Annotated in this window: 17 protein-coding genes and 1 tRNA gene; 10 read left to right on the forward strand and 8 right to left on the reverse strand. The window is 66.3% G+C overall.

Annotated features, from left to right (window positions below):
* Positions 1 to 55: 55 nt before the first annotated feature.
* The 3 genes from ACREB7_RS13475 to ACREB7_RS13485 form a co-directional block, all read right to left on the reverse strand.
* The gene (locus tag ACREB7_RS13475; RefSeq protein WP_431592787.1) at positions 56 to 1,111 is read right to left on the reverse strand and encodes a hypothetical protein; all 1,056 of its coding nucleotides are present in this window, start codon (positions 1,109 to 1,111) and stop codon (positions 56 to 58) included.
* Positions 1,112 to 1,185: 74 nt separating this feature from the next.
* Positions 1,186 to 1,650: a hypothetical protein gene (locus tag ACREB7_RS13480; protein WP_431592788.1), complete on the reverse strand. Its 465-nt coding sequence runs from the start codon at positions 1,648 to 1,650 to the stop codon at positions 1,186 to 1,188.
* Positions 1,651 to 1,661: 11 nt separating this feature from the next.
* The gene (locus tag ACREB7_RS13485) at positions 1,662 to 2,666 is read right to left on the reverse strand and encodes a hypothetical protein (protein WP_431592789.1); all 1,005 of its coding nucleotides are present in this window, start codon (positions 2,664 to 2,666) and stop codon (positions 1,662 to 1,664) included.
* Between ACREB7_RS13485 and ACREB7_RS13490 the strand changes: the two genes are divergently transcribed.
* The 3 genes from ACREB7_RS13490 (at position 2,665) to ACREB7_RS13500 (ending at position 4,182) form a co-directional block, all read left to right on the forward strand.
* On the forward strand, positions 2,665 to 2,832 hold the full coding sequence (locus tag ACREB7_RS13490) for a hypothetical protein (RefSeq protein ID WP_431592790.1): 168 nt from the start codon (positions 2,665 to 2,667) through the stop codon (positions 2,830 to 2,832). The two genes, ACREB7_RS13485 and ACREB7_RS13490, sit on opposite strands and share 2 nt — an antisense overlap.
* Positions 2,833 to 2,904: 72 nt before the next feature.
* Positions 2,905 to 4,062, forward strand: coding sequence for an AI-2E family transporter (locus tag ACREB7_RS13495; RefSeq protein WP_431592803.1), 1,158 nt, complete (start codon positions 2,905 to 2,907; stop codon positions 4,060 to 4,062).
* 43 nt (positions 4,063 to 4,105) lie between these two features.
* Positions 4,106 to 4,182 (forward strand) — tRNA-Asp (locus tag ACREB7_RS13500).
* Between the two features lie 81 nt (positions 4,183 to 4,263).
* Here ACREB7_RS13500 and ACREB7_RS13505 read toward each other — a convergent pair.
* The 4 genes from ACREB7_RS13505 to ACREB7_RS13520 all read right to left on the reverse strand — a co-directional run bounded on the left by ACREB7_RS13505 (position 4,264) and on the right by ACREB7_RS13520 (position 5,997).
* Positions 4,264 to 4,491, reverse strand: a complete 228-nt coding sequence (locus ACREB7_RS13505) for a DUF2842 domain-containing protein (protein WP_431592791.1) — start codon at positions 4,489 to 4,491, stop codon at positions 4,264 to 4,266.
* Positions 4,488 to 5,081, reverse strand: coding sequence for a 5-formyltetrahydrofolate cyclo-ligase (locus tag ACREB7_RS13510; protein WP_431592792.1), 594 nt, complete (start codon positions 5,079 to 5,081; stop codon positions 4,488 to 4,490). Before ACREB7_RS13510 ends, ACREB7_RS13505 begins: the two co-directional genes overlap by 4 nt.
* 219 nt (positions 5,082 to 5,300) lie before the next feature.
* A complete protein-coding gene (locus ACREB7_RS13515) occupies positions 5,301 to 5,789 on the reverse strand; it encodes a cell division protein ZapA (RefSeq protein WP_431592793.1) in 489 nt (162 codons plus the stop codon).
* Entirely contained in the window at positions 5,782 to 5,997 is a 216-nt protein-coding gene (locus ACREB7_RS13520) for a hypothetical protein (RefSeq protein WP_431592794.1), read from the reverse strand. The genes ACREB7_RS13515 and ACREB7_RS13520 overlap by 8 nt, the downstream gene beginning before the upstream one ends.
* 137 nt (positions 5,998 to 6,134) lie before the next feature.
* Between ACREB7_RS13520 and tkt the strand changes: the two genes are divergently transcribed.
* The 5 genes from tkt to ACREB7_RS13545 all read left to right on the forward strand — a co-directional run bounded on the left by tkt (position 6,135) and on the right by ACREB7_RS13545 (position 11,991).
* Positions 6,135 to 8,102, forward strand: coding sequence for a transketolase (gene tkt, locus ACREB7_RS13525; RefSeq protein ID WP_431592795.1), 1,968 nt, complete (start codon positions 6,135 to 6,137; stop codon positions 8,100 to 8,102).
* Between the two features lie 36 nt (positions 8,103 to 8,138).
* Positions 8,139 to 9,146, forward strand: coding sequence for a type I glyceraldehyde-3-phosphate dehydrogenase (gene gap / locus ACREB7_RS13530; RefSeq protein ID WP_431592796.1), 1,008 nt, complete (start codon positions 8,139 to 8,141; stop codon positions 9,144 to 9,146).
* A 17-nt stretch (positions 9,147 to 9,163) separates the two neighbouring features.
* Positions 9,164 to 10,360: a phosphoglycerate kinase gene (locus ACREB7_RS13535; protein ID WP_431592797.1), complete on the forward strand. Its 1,197-nt coding sequence runs from the start codon at positions 9,164 to 9,166 to the stop codon at positions 10,358 to 10,360.
* A gap of 100 nt (positions 10,361 to 10,460) precedes the next feature.
* Positions 10,461 to 11,330, forward strand: coding sequence for a fructose bisphosphate aldolase (locus tag ACREB7_RS13540; protein ID WP_431592804.1), 870 nt, complete (start codon positions 10,461 to 10,463; stop codon positions 11,328 to 11,330).
* 4 nt (positions 11,331 to 11,334) lie between these two features.
* On the forward strand, positions 11,335 to 11,991 hold the full coding sequence (locus tag ACREB7_RS13545; RefSeq protein ID WP_431592798.1) for an O-methyltransferase: 657 nt from the start codon (positions 11,335 to 11,337) through the stop codon (positions 11,989 to 11,991).
* Here the strand turns inward: ACREB7_RS13545 and ACREB7_RS13550 are convergent.
* Positions 11,988 to 12,401, reverse strand: coding sequence for a hypothetical protein (locus ACREB7_RS13550; protein ID WP_431592799.1), 414 nt, complete (start codon positions 12,399 to 12,401; stop codon positions 11,988 to 11,990). The two genes, ACREB7_RS13545 and ACREB7_RS13550, sit on opposite strands and share 4 nt — an antisense overlap.
* A 35-nt stretch (positions 12,402 to 12,436) precedes the next feature.
* Here ACREB7_RS13550 and thiE point away from each other — a divergent pair, with 35 nt between their 5' ends.
* Both thiE and ACREB7_RS13560 read left to right on the forward strand, forming a co-directional pair.
* A complete protein-coding gene (gene thiE / locus ACREB7_RS13555; RefSeq protein ID WP_431592800.1) occupies positions 12,437 to 13,072 on the forward strand; it encodes a thiamine phosphate synthase in 636 nt (211 codons plus the stop codon).
* 53 nt (positions 13,073 to 13,125) lie between these two features.
* Positions 13,126 to 13,817 (forward strand): peptidoglycan-binding domain-containing protein (locus tag ACREB7_RS13560; protein ID WP_431592801.1); only part of this gene is annotated, 692 nt, incomplete at its 3' end.

The following is a 13,817-nucleotide window of genomic DNA, read 5'->3' on the forward strand; positions in this document are numbered from 1 at the left end:
GGGGGAGCGCCGCCGGAACCAGCCCGGCGTCGCTGCCCTCATCCTTGTTCCGCGATCAGTTGACGGTAGCGCGGAAGACCAGCGTGCGCGTCGCGCCCGCCGCCACCGTGGCGATCGTCCCCGACACGACGGGTGCGGCATAACTGCCCCCGGCCGCGCCATCGGCGTTGCAGGTGCCGCTGGTGACCGTTCCGTTGAGCAGGATGCTGCTCCCGGTAAAGGTCAACTGCGTCGGCACGCTATCGCTGATCGCCACGCTCGTCGCATCGGCGCTGCCCGTGTTGGCCACCGCGATGCAATATTCGACCGTCGCGCCCGGAATCAGTTTCGGGTTCGAGGTCAGGTTGAACGGGTCGGAGATCACGCGGCTGGTCTTGGTGACCGTCAGCGTCGCCGTCTGCACCGTATAATCGTCGTCATCGCTGTGCGAGGCGTCACGATTGCCATCGTTCACGCCGATGCCGTCGGCAAAGACGGTATCCTTGGCCGCCGTGTTGGCGCCTGCGGTCTGGCTGACCGCGGCGCCCTGCGTACCCAAAACGCCGCCCTCACGCGCCGTAGCGCGTAGTTGCACGCCCGCGACCGAGCCGTTGGCGAGACCGGTGGGGATGTCCGCGAGCACAAAAAGACGCGTGATCGCGTCAGCCGGCAGTTCGTCGACATAGGTGACAAGGGCGTCGCCCGCGTCCCAGCTGCCAACCGTTCCGGTGGTCGTATTGTCGCGATAGATGCGGATGTTTGTGACGTCGAAATTGTCCGTACCGCCATGCGCCGCCGTGCCGCCCGTGATCTGGGTGGCCGCGAGCAGGAAATCGAGACCTTCGTTCGACTGGTTGGTCAGCTGGAAGGTCGTGATCGCATTGGTCCGCCCCGGAACGACGTTGGTCGTCACGGTGCCGACTTCTTCGACGAGCAAATTGATCTTGCGGTCGACCACGAACGTGTCCGACGCGCTTTGCTGATTCTGGCTCACGCCGCCGACCTGAAAGTCGACGGTGGCCGTATTGGTGATCGAGGCACCCGCAGTCGTGCCGGCGGCGAGCGCCGGCGCGGAGGCGAAAGTTGCAATCGCCGCCAGACCCAAGGTGCCCATATTCGTCAGCTTGGTCATCAGCTGAACTCCTGGGCTTTGGTTGGTCGCCTTTCCCCACCGCCGGCAACCGTTAGGCGGCTTATCTTATTCGATTATTTGACAATTCCTCGAAACATCAGCTTGCCGCTTCCGCCCGCCGGGATCGGCTGTTGGAACGCCCAGCGGATATGCGTGACGTCGCCCGGCTGGGCCGCGCGCGTCGTTCCGTCGGCCTGGCGCACGGTCATGTCGGGAAGCAGACCCCACGTCTTGCCTCCGTCGACCGAAACGAACGGGCGCGTGTCCCCGGCGTCGGCAAAGCGGACCGCCGAAGGCATCGGATTGGTGATGACGAACTTGTCGGCCGGCTGCGCGCTCGCGTTGCGATAGTTGAGCACGAAAACCAGCTTGTCGCCGGGAACGACGACTTTCGGCTCTTCGAGCAGCACGCGCTGCTTGCCGGCGGCGTCGGTCGAGACGCGTTCGACGAACACATTGTTGTCGAGCGCGACCTGATTGGCCGCCAAAGCCTGGCCGGGCAGGATTGCCGCGACAAATGCTAGGAAAAACAGGCGCATGTTCTGCTCCATCAATCGATCTTGGTCTTGAAAGTGACAGTCCGGGTCTGGCCGCCGGCCACCGTGCCGAGCGCGACATTGATCCGCGTTCCGTTATAATCGCCGGCGTCGGTGTCGGCCGCGTCGGTCAGCGCGGCGGCGCCGAGCGTGATCGAGCCCGCGACATAGCTGGTGTCGGCCGGAATATTGTCGGTGACCGCGAGGCCGCTGACCGTACCGCTGCCCGCGACGGTCGCGACGATCGTGTAGGTGATCGTGGCGCCCGGAACCGGCTCGCTGCCGCCGAAGGGATCGGCGATGACCGCCGATTTGACCAGCGTAACGGTGGCGGCCGAGACAACAAAAGCGCCCTGATCCTGGCTGTCGGCGCCGGTCGAGCCGACGACCGCGTCGCCGCCGCCTTCACCCTGGCCGGCGAAGCTGGTCCCCGGTGCGTCAGTGCCGGTCTTCGCGGCGGCGACGAGGCTTACCGTGCCGCGATTGCCGTCGCTGACGCCGGCCGGCGTTGTCGCGAGCACGAAAATTTTGATGCTTTGGTCGGGGTTAAGCGTCGGGTCGTTGGTGCCCGGCGTATAGAGCGTGTCGGTACTCGCGTCGAAGACGCCGTCGCCATTGTCGATATAGATCTGGGTGACGGTCGGGTCATAGTCGTCGCCGCCACCATTGGCGATCGTCGACAGCGCGAAGCTTTCCTGACCGTTGCCGGTGTTGGTGAGCGAATAGGTCAGCAATTGTGCCGTCGCGCCCGGCGTCGTCGGGACGTCGGCGGCATCGCTCGAATCGACGACGACATCGAGCAGTTCGTCGACGCGCAGGTCGACCTTGTTCGAATCGATCGTCTGCGTGCCGCCGCCGGCGTCGTAGCTGGCGCTCGCGGTGTTGCTGATCGTCGAGCCCGCGCGCGTTCCGGCGGCCTCGGCCTGCATCGGCAAGGCCAGCGCAACAGCGATGGCAAGGGTGGAAATGGCAGGGTTGCGATACCGATGCAGCGCGCCCCCCACAGGCGCATTCACCATGATCTTCGTCTCCGATTGGCTGGTCCGTGCCCCCTCAATCGGCGAAAAAGGAAAATTTCTGGTTAAACCGAGGTTAGAAAATGCGATTCTGGCCCAGAGTTGGACAGAAGTGGCGTTGGGCGGTCGCCGCGCGTGCCGTCTGGCGCGCACGGATAAGCTCGCGTAGGAAGAGCGGGTTAACAGGAGGAAGCAGCGCGTGGCCGAGGACGGGGGGGGCAAGAAAGCGCGCGCGCCGCGCATCAATCCCCTGGAGCAGATCGAGATCGACGATTTTCGCCGCGACCGGCTGCTCGCGGCGCTGACGCTGATTATCGGCGCGGCTTTCTGCCTGGCCTTTCCCTTCGCGCTCAAGGCCGGGGCCGAATTCTTCCTGCCGTTGACCGCCGCGATCGTCATCGCGATCGCGCTTGTGCCCTTGCTCGAATGGCTCGAGCGGCGCGGGGTGCCGTCGGCGCTCGCCTCCTTCCTTTCGCTGTCGAGCTTCGTGATGCTGGTCAATGCGGCGCTGGCGATCATCGTCGTGCCCGCGACCGGCTGGTTCGCGCGGCTTCCCGAATCGATCCCGCGCATCCAGAGCAATCTGGCGCCGCTGATCGATTTTTATTCGACGCTGCAGAAATTCGTCGACCGCACCCTGATGTCGGTGGCGAGCGGGACCGAGGCGACGGCCCAGGCCGTCGCGGCGCAGGCGCCGTCGTCGGTCGTCGACTATTTCATCACCTCGGCTCCGACGGCGGCGATCCAGCTGTTTTTCGCGGTGCTGGTGATCTTTTTCTTCCTCGCCGGCTGGACCCGGCTGCGCAAGGGCACGATTCGGCGGCGCGGCAGCTTCGATGGCGCGATGCAGACGGCGCGGGTGATCCAGAATGTCGTCGATGCGACCGCCGACTATCTGGCGACGATCACGATGATCAACGCGATTCTCGGGCTGCTCGTCTCGCTGCTGCTATGGGCGCTGGGTATGCCGTCGCCCTTCATGTGGGGCGGCATCGTGTCGCTGTGCAATTTCGTGCCCTATCTGGGGCCGATCGTCGCCGCGACCCTGCTCGGGCTTGGCGGGCTGATGACCTTCGACGCGGTCGGGATCGCGCTGTTGCCGGCGCTGATCTTCATCGGGGTGCACACGATCGAGGCGAATCTGATCACCCCGCTGGTCCTCGGGCGGCGGCTGACGATCAATCCGCTGCTGATTCTTGTGTCCTTGAGCTTCTGGGGCTGGGTGTGGGGCACCCCGGGGGCGCTGCTCGCCGTGCCCTTGCTGCTGATCTTCCAGACCGTGTTGCAATCGACCGGGACCCCCGATCTTGCGGGTTTCCTGTTCGAGCGCGGCACGCTCACCGCCGCCGACGAGATGCGCGACAGATTAAATCGCGCCCACCCCGAAAGCGACGGTTGACAGGCAAGAGCGCGGCGCATATTGGCGCTGCTCCCAAGCACACGCGGGTGTAGCTCAGTTGGTTAGAGTGCCGGCCTGTCACGCCGGAGGTCGCGGGTTCGAGCCCCGTCACTCGCGCCATTCCTCAGTCCTTCGGGACGGAATGGCCACCGCGTCTTGGGAAGCTTTTCAAAGCGAAACCTGTGGATTGGCGCGGCTGTATCAGCCGCGCCACCGCCCCAATTCCATCCAGCGCAACAGCGGCTTCAGCGGCAGGATCCATATCCAGGCGATTCCCGCGATCAGGTAGAACAGGGCCTGCACCAGCACCGGCCAGTCGCCGACCCAGGACGACAGGCTGGCGACCAGCACCGCCCAGACGATGATGAGCAGCATGATCAGGAAGATGCCGGCGGGTTTGCGCCAGCTGGGTTGCGGCTGAGGGGTCACAGTCGGTCTCCGGTCACGATAAATTCCTGTTCGGTCAGCACGGCGTCGAGCGCCATGTCGGTGGGCTCGAGCGGCACGGCATCGATTTCCTGCACCGACCAGCCGATCCCGATGCGGAGCGTTTCGGGATAGGCGGCGAACCAACGGTCATAATGGCCGCCGCCCTGGCCGACGCGGCCTCCCCGGCGGTCGAATCCGACGAGCGGGCAAAAGAGCAGGGTGGGAATGGCCGACTCGGCGCCATCGACGGGCTGCCGGCTGGTCCACGGACCTTTGACGAGCGCGTCGCCGGGGCTCCAGCGGCGAAAACCCATTGTTTCGACACGGCCTTCATGGTGGGGAAGGGCGAGTTTGCCCGCATCGGCATAGGAGGCGAGCATCGGCAGGATGTCGGGCTCGTCGCCCCACGCGGCATAGGCGCCGATGACGGCGTGTTCGCTGACGACATCGACCAGCGGCGCGGGCAGCGCGCGAAAGGCGGCAAAGCGGGTGAACTCGTTGAGGTTCGCGGCGAAATGACGCCGGCGAAAGCGCAATTTCTCACGCAGATGCTGCTTTTGGCCGGGCAGGTTGGCGGACGGGTCGGTCATCGCCTTCTCTCTGCCTTCATAGGTGGTTGGCGGGCCCACCGTGGGTCGTTTGCTGGAAGATCCTCTGACGCCAGTAACGTCAGGTGGGGACCATGTACGTCGGACCAGGGTCCGGGCAGGGACAGCCCCCTAGGATGATGTATCGCCTCAGGGATTTTCGCAAAAGCTCGTGCCGGGCAGTACCCGCCGCCTCCTATGTAGGGACGCGGCCGCGCTTCCTCAAGGGATTTGCTCGACTTTCGTCGCCAGCGCCTCGATGCGGTCGGCGATCTGGCCGAGCGCGCGGCCGTGCGCGGGGGCCGCCGGCGCGGGAGTGACGGGGGCGCCCTGGCGCAGCTTTTCGAGGTCGTCGACCGCCGTCTGTTCGCGCTCGGCGGCCAGTTTCGCCTGCTCGAGCGCGGCCGACTCGCGCGACGCCGCCGCGCGCAGTTCGTCGCGCGCCGCCGCCTCGCGGCTTTCGGCAAGGGCGATCGCGGCGCGCAGCGAATCGATCTGCGGCTCGGCGCTGCCCGCCTTGTTCTGCGCTTCATGCGCCTCGTCGGCGAGCATCAGCGCCGCGAACAGCAATTGGCGCACTTCGGTGCCGCCCTGGATGCCGCGCGCCTTCGCATCGACGATCGCGGCCAGCTGCGTCAGCTGCGCCTCCTGCCCGTCGGCGCAATGGACGTCATAAGGGCGCCCGGCGATGGTGAGTTTGACATCAGCCACGATCGGCCTCCGCGATCAGGCGGTCGAGTTCGCCGATGACGGCGGCGACTTCGGCCTTCAAGGCCGACTGGTCGGCGGCGGGCAGGGCGGTCGCGGTCGCGGACGGCGCGGCCGCAGGGCGGGCAGCGCGGTCGGTCAGCGCCTTTTCCATCCGGCTGAGCGCCCGCTCGATGCGACCGATGGCGAGGCTGGCTTCGTCGAGTTCCATGAACCGAGGCGTAGCAGCGCAATATTCCGCCCTCAAGCGCGCATTTCTTGCCCACAGCGGTTGACTCTGCGGCATCCCCCCGCAAAGGGCTGTCCCCACCGAATCCCGCCACCCGCTCATCCTTTTCCGGGGGACTTATGACACTGCCCGAACGTCAACTCGCCAACGCGATCCGCGCGCTTGCGATGGACGCCGTACAAGCCGCGAACAGCGGCCATCCGGGGATGCCGATGGGCATGGCCGACGTGGCGACGGTGCTGTATTCGGACTATCTGCGTTTCGATCCGACCGACCCGCACTGGCCCGACCGCGACCGGTTCGTCCTGTCGGCGGGCCATGGCTCGATGCTCGCCTATGCGACGCTGCACCTCGCCGGCTATGCGCGGCCGACGATCGACGACATCCGCAATTTCCGCCAGCTGAGCAGCCCGTGCGCGGGCCACCCCGAGAATTTCGAGCTCGAAGGCGTCGAGACGACGACCGGGCCGCTCGGGCAGGGACTCGCCACCGCAGTCGGCATGGCGATCGCCGAACGCCACCTCAACAGCCTGTACGGCGACGACCTGGTCGATCACCGCACCTGGGTGATCGCGGGTGATGGCTGCCTGATGGAAGGCATCAATCACGAAGCGATCGGCCTCGCCGGCCACCTCGGCCTCGGCCGCATGACCGTGCTGTGGGACGACAACAAGATCACCATTGATGGCGCGACCGACCTGTCGACCAGCGAGGATATCGCCGCGCGCTATGCCGCGACCGGCTGGCACGTCGAAAGCTGTGACGGCCATGATCCCGCCGATATCCGCCGCGCGATCGACGCCGCGCTCGCCGATCCGCGTCCGTCGCTGATCGCGTGCCGGACGATCATCGGCTTCGGCGCCCCGAACAAGCAGGGCACGTCGGCGACCCATGGCGCCCCGCTCGGCGCCGACGAGATCGCCGCCGCGCGCGAGACGCTCGGCTGGACCGCGGCGCCGTTCGACATTCCCGCTGACGTCGCCGACGCTTGGGCCGGTTTTGCCGACATCGGCAAGAAGCATCATTCCCTGTGGAAGCTTCGTCTTGCAAATAGCGAAAAGAAAGATGAATTTTCGGATCGCATCACGGGTGGCGTGGTGCCCGGCGCGGCGTTCACCGCCTATCTGAACGGCCTCGTCGCCGAGCCGCCGAAGGTCGCGACGCGCAAGGCGTCGGAGAACACGCTGGGCGCGCTGACCGCCGATATCGCCGCGATGATCGGCGGCAGCGCCGACCTGACCGGTTCGAACAACACCAAAACTTCGTCGACCAAGCCGTTGACCAAAGACGATTATTCGGGGCGCTATATCTATTATGGCATTCGCGAATTCGGCATGGCCGCCGCGATGAACGGCATGGCGCTGCACGGCGGCGTCGTCCCCTATGGCGGCACCTTCCTCGTCTTCGCCGATTATTGCCGCGCCGCGATCCGCCTGTCGGCGCTGCAGCAGCAGCGCGTCGTCTATGTGATGACGCACGACAGCATCGGGCTGGGCGAGGACGGCCCGACGCACCAGCCGATCGAGCATCTCCAGTCGCTGCGCGCGATGCCCAACCTGCTCGTGATGCGCCCCGCCGACGCGGTCGAGACCGCCGAATGCTGGGCGCTGGCGCTGGCGCAGACGGATCGTCCGTCGTTGCTCGCGCTGACCCGCCAGAACCTGCCGCCGCTCCGCCATGACGTCACCGAAAATCTTTGTGCTAAAGGCGGTTACCGTCTTCGCGATGCCTCGGCCGCGCGCAAGGTCGTGCTCGTCGCGACCGGCTCGGAAGTGTCGCTGGCGATGGACATTGCCGACAAGCTCGAAGCCGCCGGCCATGGCGCCGACGTCGTCTCGATGGTCTCGACCGAATTGTTCGACGAGCAGGACGGCGCCTATCAGGATGCGATCCTGCCGCGCGACGCGCTGATCGTCTCGATCGAGGCGGGCACGACCTTCGGTTGGGAACGCTACACCGGCCGCGACGGCCTGCGTTTCGGCATCGACAGCTTTGGCGCCTCGGCACCGATCGACGATCTCTACGCGCATTTCGGCCTTACCGTCGATGCTATCACCCCCCAGATCTTGGCAAAGCTCGGCAATTAAGGACCGGCTTACCCCACGCAGAAAGGACTTTTCGACATGGCAGTGAAGGTTGCAATCAACGGTTTCGGACGCATCGGCCGCAATGTGGCGCGCGCGATTCTGGAGCGGACCGACCATGATCTCGAACTGGTGTCGATCAACGACCTCGGCGATGCCAAGGCGAATGCCCGTCTGCTCCGCCATGACTCGGTCCACGGCGCCTTCAATGGCACCGTCGAAATCGACGGCAGCGACCTGATCGTCAACGGCAAGCGCATCCAGGTGACCGCCGAACGCGATCCCGCCGCGCTGCCGCATGCCGCGAACGGCATCGACATCGTGATGGAATGCACCGGCTTCTTCACCAACAAGGCCGGCGGCCAGAAGCATCTCGACGCCGGCGCCAAGCGCGTGCTGATCTCGGCCCCCGCCAAGGAAGTCGACCTCACCGTCGTTTATGGCGTTAACGATGACAAGATCACCGCCGATCACCTCATCATTTCGAACGCGTCCTGCACGACCAACTGCCTCGCGCCCTTCGCCAAGGTGCTGCACGAGGCGTTCGGCATCGAGCGCGGCCTGATGACCACGATCCACGCTTACACCAACGACCAGAAGATCCTCGACCAGATCCACGACGACCCGCGCCGTGCGCGCGCCGCCGCGATGTCGATGATCCCGACCTCGACCGGCGCCGCGGTCGCCGTCGGCCTCGTCCTGCCCGAACTCAAGGGCAAGCTCGACGGTTCGTCGATCCGCGTTCCGACCCCCAATGTGTCGGTCGTCGACCTGACCTTCACGCCGTCGCGCGACACCACCAAGGAAGAGGTCAACGCCGTGCTCAAGGCCGCGGCCGAAGGCCCGCTGAAGGGCGTGCTCGGCTATACCGAGGAGCCGCTGGTTTCGATCGACTTCAACCATAATGCGGCCAGCTCGACCATCGACAGCCTCGAAACCGCCGTCATCGACGGCAAGCTGGTGCGCGTACTCAGCTGGTACGACAATGAATGGGGCTTCTCGAACCGCATGATCGACACCGCGGGCGTGATCGCCAAGTTCCTCTGAGCCGAAGGGAAAAAGCGATGGCTGCGTTCAAGACCCTCGACGACATCGGCGACGTCACCGGCAAAAAAGTGCTCGTGCGCGTCGACCTCAATGTCCCGATGATCGACGGCGCGGTCGGCGACCGGACGCGGATCGAGGCGGCGATGCCGACGATCCGCGAACTGTCGGGCAAAGGCGCGATCGTGCTGCTGCTCGCGCATTTTGGGCGTCCCAAGGGCGCGAAGAACCCGACGCAGTCCTTGAGCCTCGTCATGGGCGGGCTCGAGGACGTGCTCGGTCATTCGGTGATGTTCATCCCCGAATGCGTCGGCGAGGGCGCCAAGGCTGGCGTCGCGGTGCTCGCTGCGGGCGACGTCGCGGTGATGGAGAATACCCGCTTCAATCCCGGCGAAGAAGCCAATGACCCGGCCTTTGCCGATGCGCTCGCCGAGATCGGCGACCTCTATGTCAACGACGCCTTTTCGGCGGCGCACCGTGCGCATGGCTCGACCGAGGGCATCGCCCACCGGCTGCCCTCCTATGCCGGCCGTGCGATGGAGGCCGAACTCAACGCGCTCGACGCGGCGCTCGGCAATCCGGCGCATCCGGTCGCTGCGGTGGTCGGCGGCGCGAAAGTGTCGTCGAAGATCGACGTGCTGCGGAACCTCGTCGGCCAGGTCGATCATCTGATCATCGGCGGCGGCATGGCGAACACTTTCCTCGCCGCGCGCGGGGTCGATGTCGGCAAGTCGCTGTGCGAACATGACCTCGTCGATACCGCCAATGCGATCTTCGACGCCGCCGACAAGGCTGGCTGCACGATCCATCTTCCTTATGATGTCGTGGTGGCGAAGCAGTTCGCCGCCAATGTGCCGACGCGCACGGTCAATGTTCACGAAGTCGCCGCCGACGAGATGATCCTCGACATCGGCCCCGCCGCGACCGAAGCGCTCGCCGACGTGCTCAAGAACTGCCGTACCCTCGTGTGGAACGGCCCGCTTGGCGCGTTCGAGACGCCGCCGTTCGACACCGCGACCGTCGCGCTGGCGAAGACCGCCGCGGCGCTGACCCGCGGGGGCACGCTGATTTCGGTCGCGGGTGGCGGCGACACCGTCGCGGCGCTCAACCATGCCGGGGCGGCCGCCGACTTCACCTTCGTCTCGACCGCCGGCGGCGCTTTCCTCGAATGGATGGAAGGCAAGCCGCTGCCCGGGGTCGACGCGCTCAAAGCCTGATTTTTCGCGCGCATTTGCATCCCGTCCCCGGGGTGGCTATGCGCGCCGCCACATACGTATGCAAAGCCACGGAGATGTTATGACCGCCGCCAATGCCGCCATGCTGGACCAGATCAAATCGGGGCAGGGCTTCATCGCCGCGCTCGACCAGAGCGGCGGTTCGACGCCCAAGGCGCTCAAAGGTTATGGCATTGAGGCCGATGCCTTCGCGAACGACGAGGAAATGTTCGGGCTGATCCACGACATGCGCAGCCGCATCGTCACAGCGCCCTGCTTCAACGGCGAGAAGGTGATCGGCGCGATCCTGTTCGAGCGCACGATGGACGGCGACGCGGGCGGCAAGCCGGTTCCGGCGCTGCTGTGGGAACGCGGCGTGGTGCCGTTCCTGAAGGTCGACAAGGGGCTCGAAGACGAAGCCGACGGCGTCCAGTTGATGAAGGCCAACCCGGGTCTCGACGATCTGTGCGTCCGCGCGGTCACCAAGGGCGTGTTCGGCACCAAGATGCGCAGCGTCGTCAACCTCGCCAATGAGGCGGGCGTGAAGGCGATCGTCGAACAGCAGTTCGCCGAAGCGGCGCGCATCGCGGCACATGGCCTCGTCCCGATCATCGAACCCGAAGTGAACATCAAGAGCGCCGAGCGCGACGCCGCCGACCGGCTGCTGCTCGCCGCGACGCTCGCCGCGCTCGACGCCTGGGACGGCGAACCGGTGATGCTCAAACTGTCGCTGCCGACCGAAGCCGGGCTGTTCCAGCCGCTGGTCGACCATCCCAAGGTGCTCCGCGTCGTTGCCCTGTCGGGCGGCTTCGCGCGTCCCGAAGCTTGCGTCGAACTGGCGAAGAACCCCGGCATCATCGCGAGCTTCAGCCGCGCGCTGCTGGAAGATTTGCGTCACCAGATGAGCGACGAAGAGTTCAACGCGTCGTTGGGCGGCGCAATCACCGAAATTCACGCGGCCTCCGTGGCCTGATGTGATGGGAGAGAGGTGGCAAGCCGTCGACGATTATATCGCTGACAAATTGCTCGGCGCTGACGACGCGCTTGCCGCCGCCCTTGCGAACAACGAGAAACAAGGCCTGCCGCCGATCGACGTATCGGCGGCGCAGGGCAAGATGCTGCACCTTCTGGCGCGGATCGCGGGCGCGCGGCGCATCCTCGAAATCGGCACGCTCGGCGGTTATTCGACGATCTGGCTGGCGCGCGCGCTGCCTGACGACGGGCGGCTGGTGACGCTCGAACTCGAGGCGCATCATGCCCGGGTCGCGCGCGAGAATCTGGAGCGCGCCGGGGTGTCGGACAAGGTCGATATCCGGATCGGCTCCGCCGCCGACAGTCTTGCCGCGATGGCGACGGGCGAACCGTTCGACTTCGTCTTCATCGACGCCGACAAGCAGAGCAACGCGCACTATGTCGCCGAAGCGATCCGGCTGGGGCGCAGCGGCACGACGATCATCGTCGACAATGTGGTGCGCGAGGGCGGGGTGCTGGAGGCGGACAGCGACGACGACCGCATCGTCGGGACGCGCGCGCTGTTCGACATGCTGAGCGCCGACCCGCGGCTCGACGCGACCGCCGTGCAGACGGTGGGCGCGAAGAAATGGGACGGGTTCGTGCTGGCGCGGGTGCGTTAGAGCCCGCCGTCGAACCGCAAGCTGAACCGGTAATCCTCGGGCTTCAGCGTCACGTCGGTCCTCTTCTCGGGCCGCACCGACTCCAGCCGGATCGCGCCGTCGGCGAGCGGGGTCGATTCGCCCAGCGTGACCTCGAACGCCTGCTTCTCGCCGGTCGGGCGCAGCCACAGCATCTTGACGCGCACCCGGCCCGCCCAGATGCAGCGCGCGTTCATCGGGCAGCGGCTGTCCTCCAATATCTCGACCGGCTGGACGATCGGACCGTCGACATAGGCGCGCTGGCCGAGCGCGACGTTGCTGCCGTCCTGGAGCGGGGCGGCCGAACCGGTCGTCGCGCAAGCCGAAAGGACCAGCGCGACCGCGAGGGAGAGGGGGGCGATCGGAAGGGCGAGGCGGGCTGTTTTCATCATTTGCCCGCGTCTAAGCGCGTCGCTATGAACCCGCCATGACCCAAGATAACCGCATCCCGTGCCAGCTCTATCTCATCTCGCCGCTCGACGTCGGCGGCGATTTTCCCGCCCGGCTGGAGGAGGCGTTGGCCGCCGCGCCGGTCGCGGCGTTCCAGTTTCGGGTCAAGGGCCTCGAGCAGCATGACGCGGCGCGGCTCGCCGAACCGCTGCAGGCGATCTGCGCCGCGCACGACACCGCCTTCATCGTCAACGACGATGTCGCGCTGGCCAAGCGGCTCGGCGCCGACGGCGTGCATCTGGGGCAGGACGATGGCGACCCGCGCGAGGCGCGCCGTATCCTCGGCGCGGAAGCGCAGATCGGCGTGACCTGCCATGGCAGCCGCCACCTCGCGATGGAAGCGGGCGATGCCGGCGCCGACTATGTCGCTTTCGGCGCCTTTTACCCGACCACCACCAAGGCCGTCGAGCATCAGGCCGACCCCGAAATCCTGACCTGGTGGCAGGGCATGTTCGAACTGCCCTGCGTCGCGATCGGCGGGATTACCGTCGATAATGGCGGCGAGCTGGCCGCCGCCGGCGCCGACTTCCTCGCGGTGTCGGGCGGCGTCTGGGCCTATCCGGAGGGGCCCGCTGCGGCGGTCAAACGGTTTGAAAAGCTGCTGGCGGGGTGAACCGGTCGGCGTGCCGTGCGTTGGGCGATGATGTCCAACCGTAGGAATTGCCGATGAAATTCGCCCCACTGCTTTGCGCCGCCGCGCTGCTCCCGCTTGCCGCGTGCGGCGATGGCGTCGGCAAGCCCGATCGCGAAAAGACCAGCCAAACCGCGCCGACGAAGGCCGAATGGACCGACGACGGCATGACGTCGCGCGACGGCAGCGCGGCGGCCGACGATGCGGCGCGGCCCGAAATGCAATTGCAGGTCGTGCTCGACCGCCTCGGCTTTTCGCCGGGTGTCGTCGATGGCGCGATGGGTCTATCCACGGCCAACGCGCTCAGGGGCTTTCAGGAAGCGAACGGGCTGGCGGTGACCGGCGAGTGGGATAATGCGACCAAGGCCGCGCTCGAACCCTGGCAGGCGATTCCGGCGACGCGGACGGTGACCATCCCCGCCGACTATGCCGCGCTGACCTTCGCGCCGCTGCCCGAAAAGCCGGTCGATCAGGCGAAGCTGAGCGCCATGGGTTATGAAACGATGCTCGAAAAGCTCGCCGAACGCTTTCACACCACGGCCGAGGTGCTCGTCGCGCTGAATCCCGAGGCGCATTTCGCCGCGACCACAGCCGCCGAGGACCAGACTGCCGCGCCGACGATCACGCCCGGGACGACGCTCCGCGTCCCCAATGTCGGGGCGGACGTGATCGTCGCCGCCCATGTCGATAACCCCGGCTGGCTGGCGACTTTGGGCTCGCTCGGCGT

Origin of the sequence: Sphingopyxis sp., from assembly GCF_050725615.1 — a bacterium.
GTDB lineage: Bacteria > Pseudomonadota > Alphaproteobacteria > Sphingomonadales > Sphingomonadaceae > Sphingopyxis.

Bases quoted from the DNA above. Each gene is read 5' to 3' on its own strand.
- ACREB7_RS13475 (WP_431592787.1), bottom strand. From the start codon at position 1,111: ATGACCAAGCTGACGAATATGGGCACCTTGGGTCTGGCGGCGATTGCA.
- ACREB7_RS13480 (WP_431592788.1), bottom strand. From the start codon at position 1,650: ATGCGCCTGTTTTTCCTAGCATTTGTCGCGGCAATCCTGCCCGGCCAG.
- ACREB7_RS13490 (WP_431592790.1), top strand. From the start codon at position 2,665: ATGATCTTCGTCTCCGATTGGCTGGTCCGTGCCCCCTCAATCGGCGAA.
- ACREB7_RS13485 (WP_431592789.1), bottom strand. From the start codon at position 2,666: ATGGTGAATGCGCCTGTGGGGGGCGCGCTGCATCGGTATCGCAACCCT.
- ACREB7_RS13510 (WP_431592792.1), bottom strand. From the start codon at position 5,081: ATGACCGACCCGTCCGCCAACCTGCCCGGCCAAAAGCAGCATCTGCGT.
- ACREB7_RS13520 (WP_431592794.1), bottom strand. From the start codon at position 5,997: ATGGAACTCGACGAAGCCAGCCTCGCCATCGGTCGCATCGAGCGGGCG.
- tkt (WP_431592795.1), top strand. From the start codon at position 6,135: ATGACACTGCCCGAACGTCAACTCGCCAACGCGATCCGCGCGCTTGCG.
- gap (WP_431592796.1), top strand. From the start codon at position 8,139: ATGGCAGTGAAGGTTGCAATCAACGGTTTCGGACGCATCGGCCGCAAT.
- ACREB7_RS13535 (WP_431592797.1), top strand. From the start codon at position 9,164: ATGGCTGCGTTCAAGACCCTCGACGACATCGGCGACGTCACCGGCAAA.
- ACREB7_RS13540 (WP_431592804.1), top strand. From the start codon at position 10,461: ATGCTGGACCAGATCAAATCGGGGCAGGGCTTCATCGCCGCGCTCGAC.
- ACREB7_RS13545 (WP_431592798.1), top strand. From the start codon at position 11,335: ATGGGAGAGAGGTGGCAAGCCGTCGACGATTATATCGCTGACAAATTG.
- ACREB7_RS13550 (WP_431592799.1), bottom strand. From the start codon at position 12,401: ATGATGAAAACAGCCCGCCTCGCCCTTCCGATCGCCCCCCTCTCCCTC.
- thiE (WP_431592800.1), top strand. From the start codon at position 12,437: ATGACCCAAGATAACCGCATCCCGTGCCAGCTCTATCTCATCTCGCCG.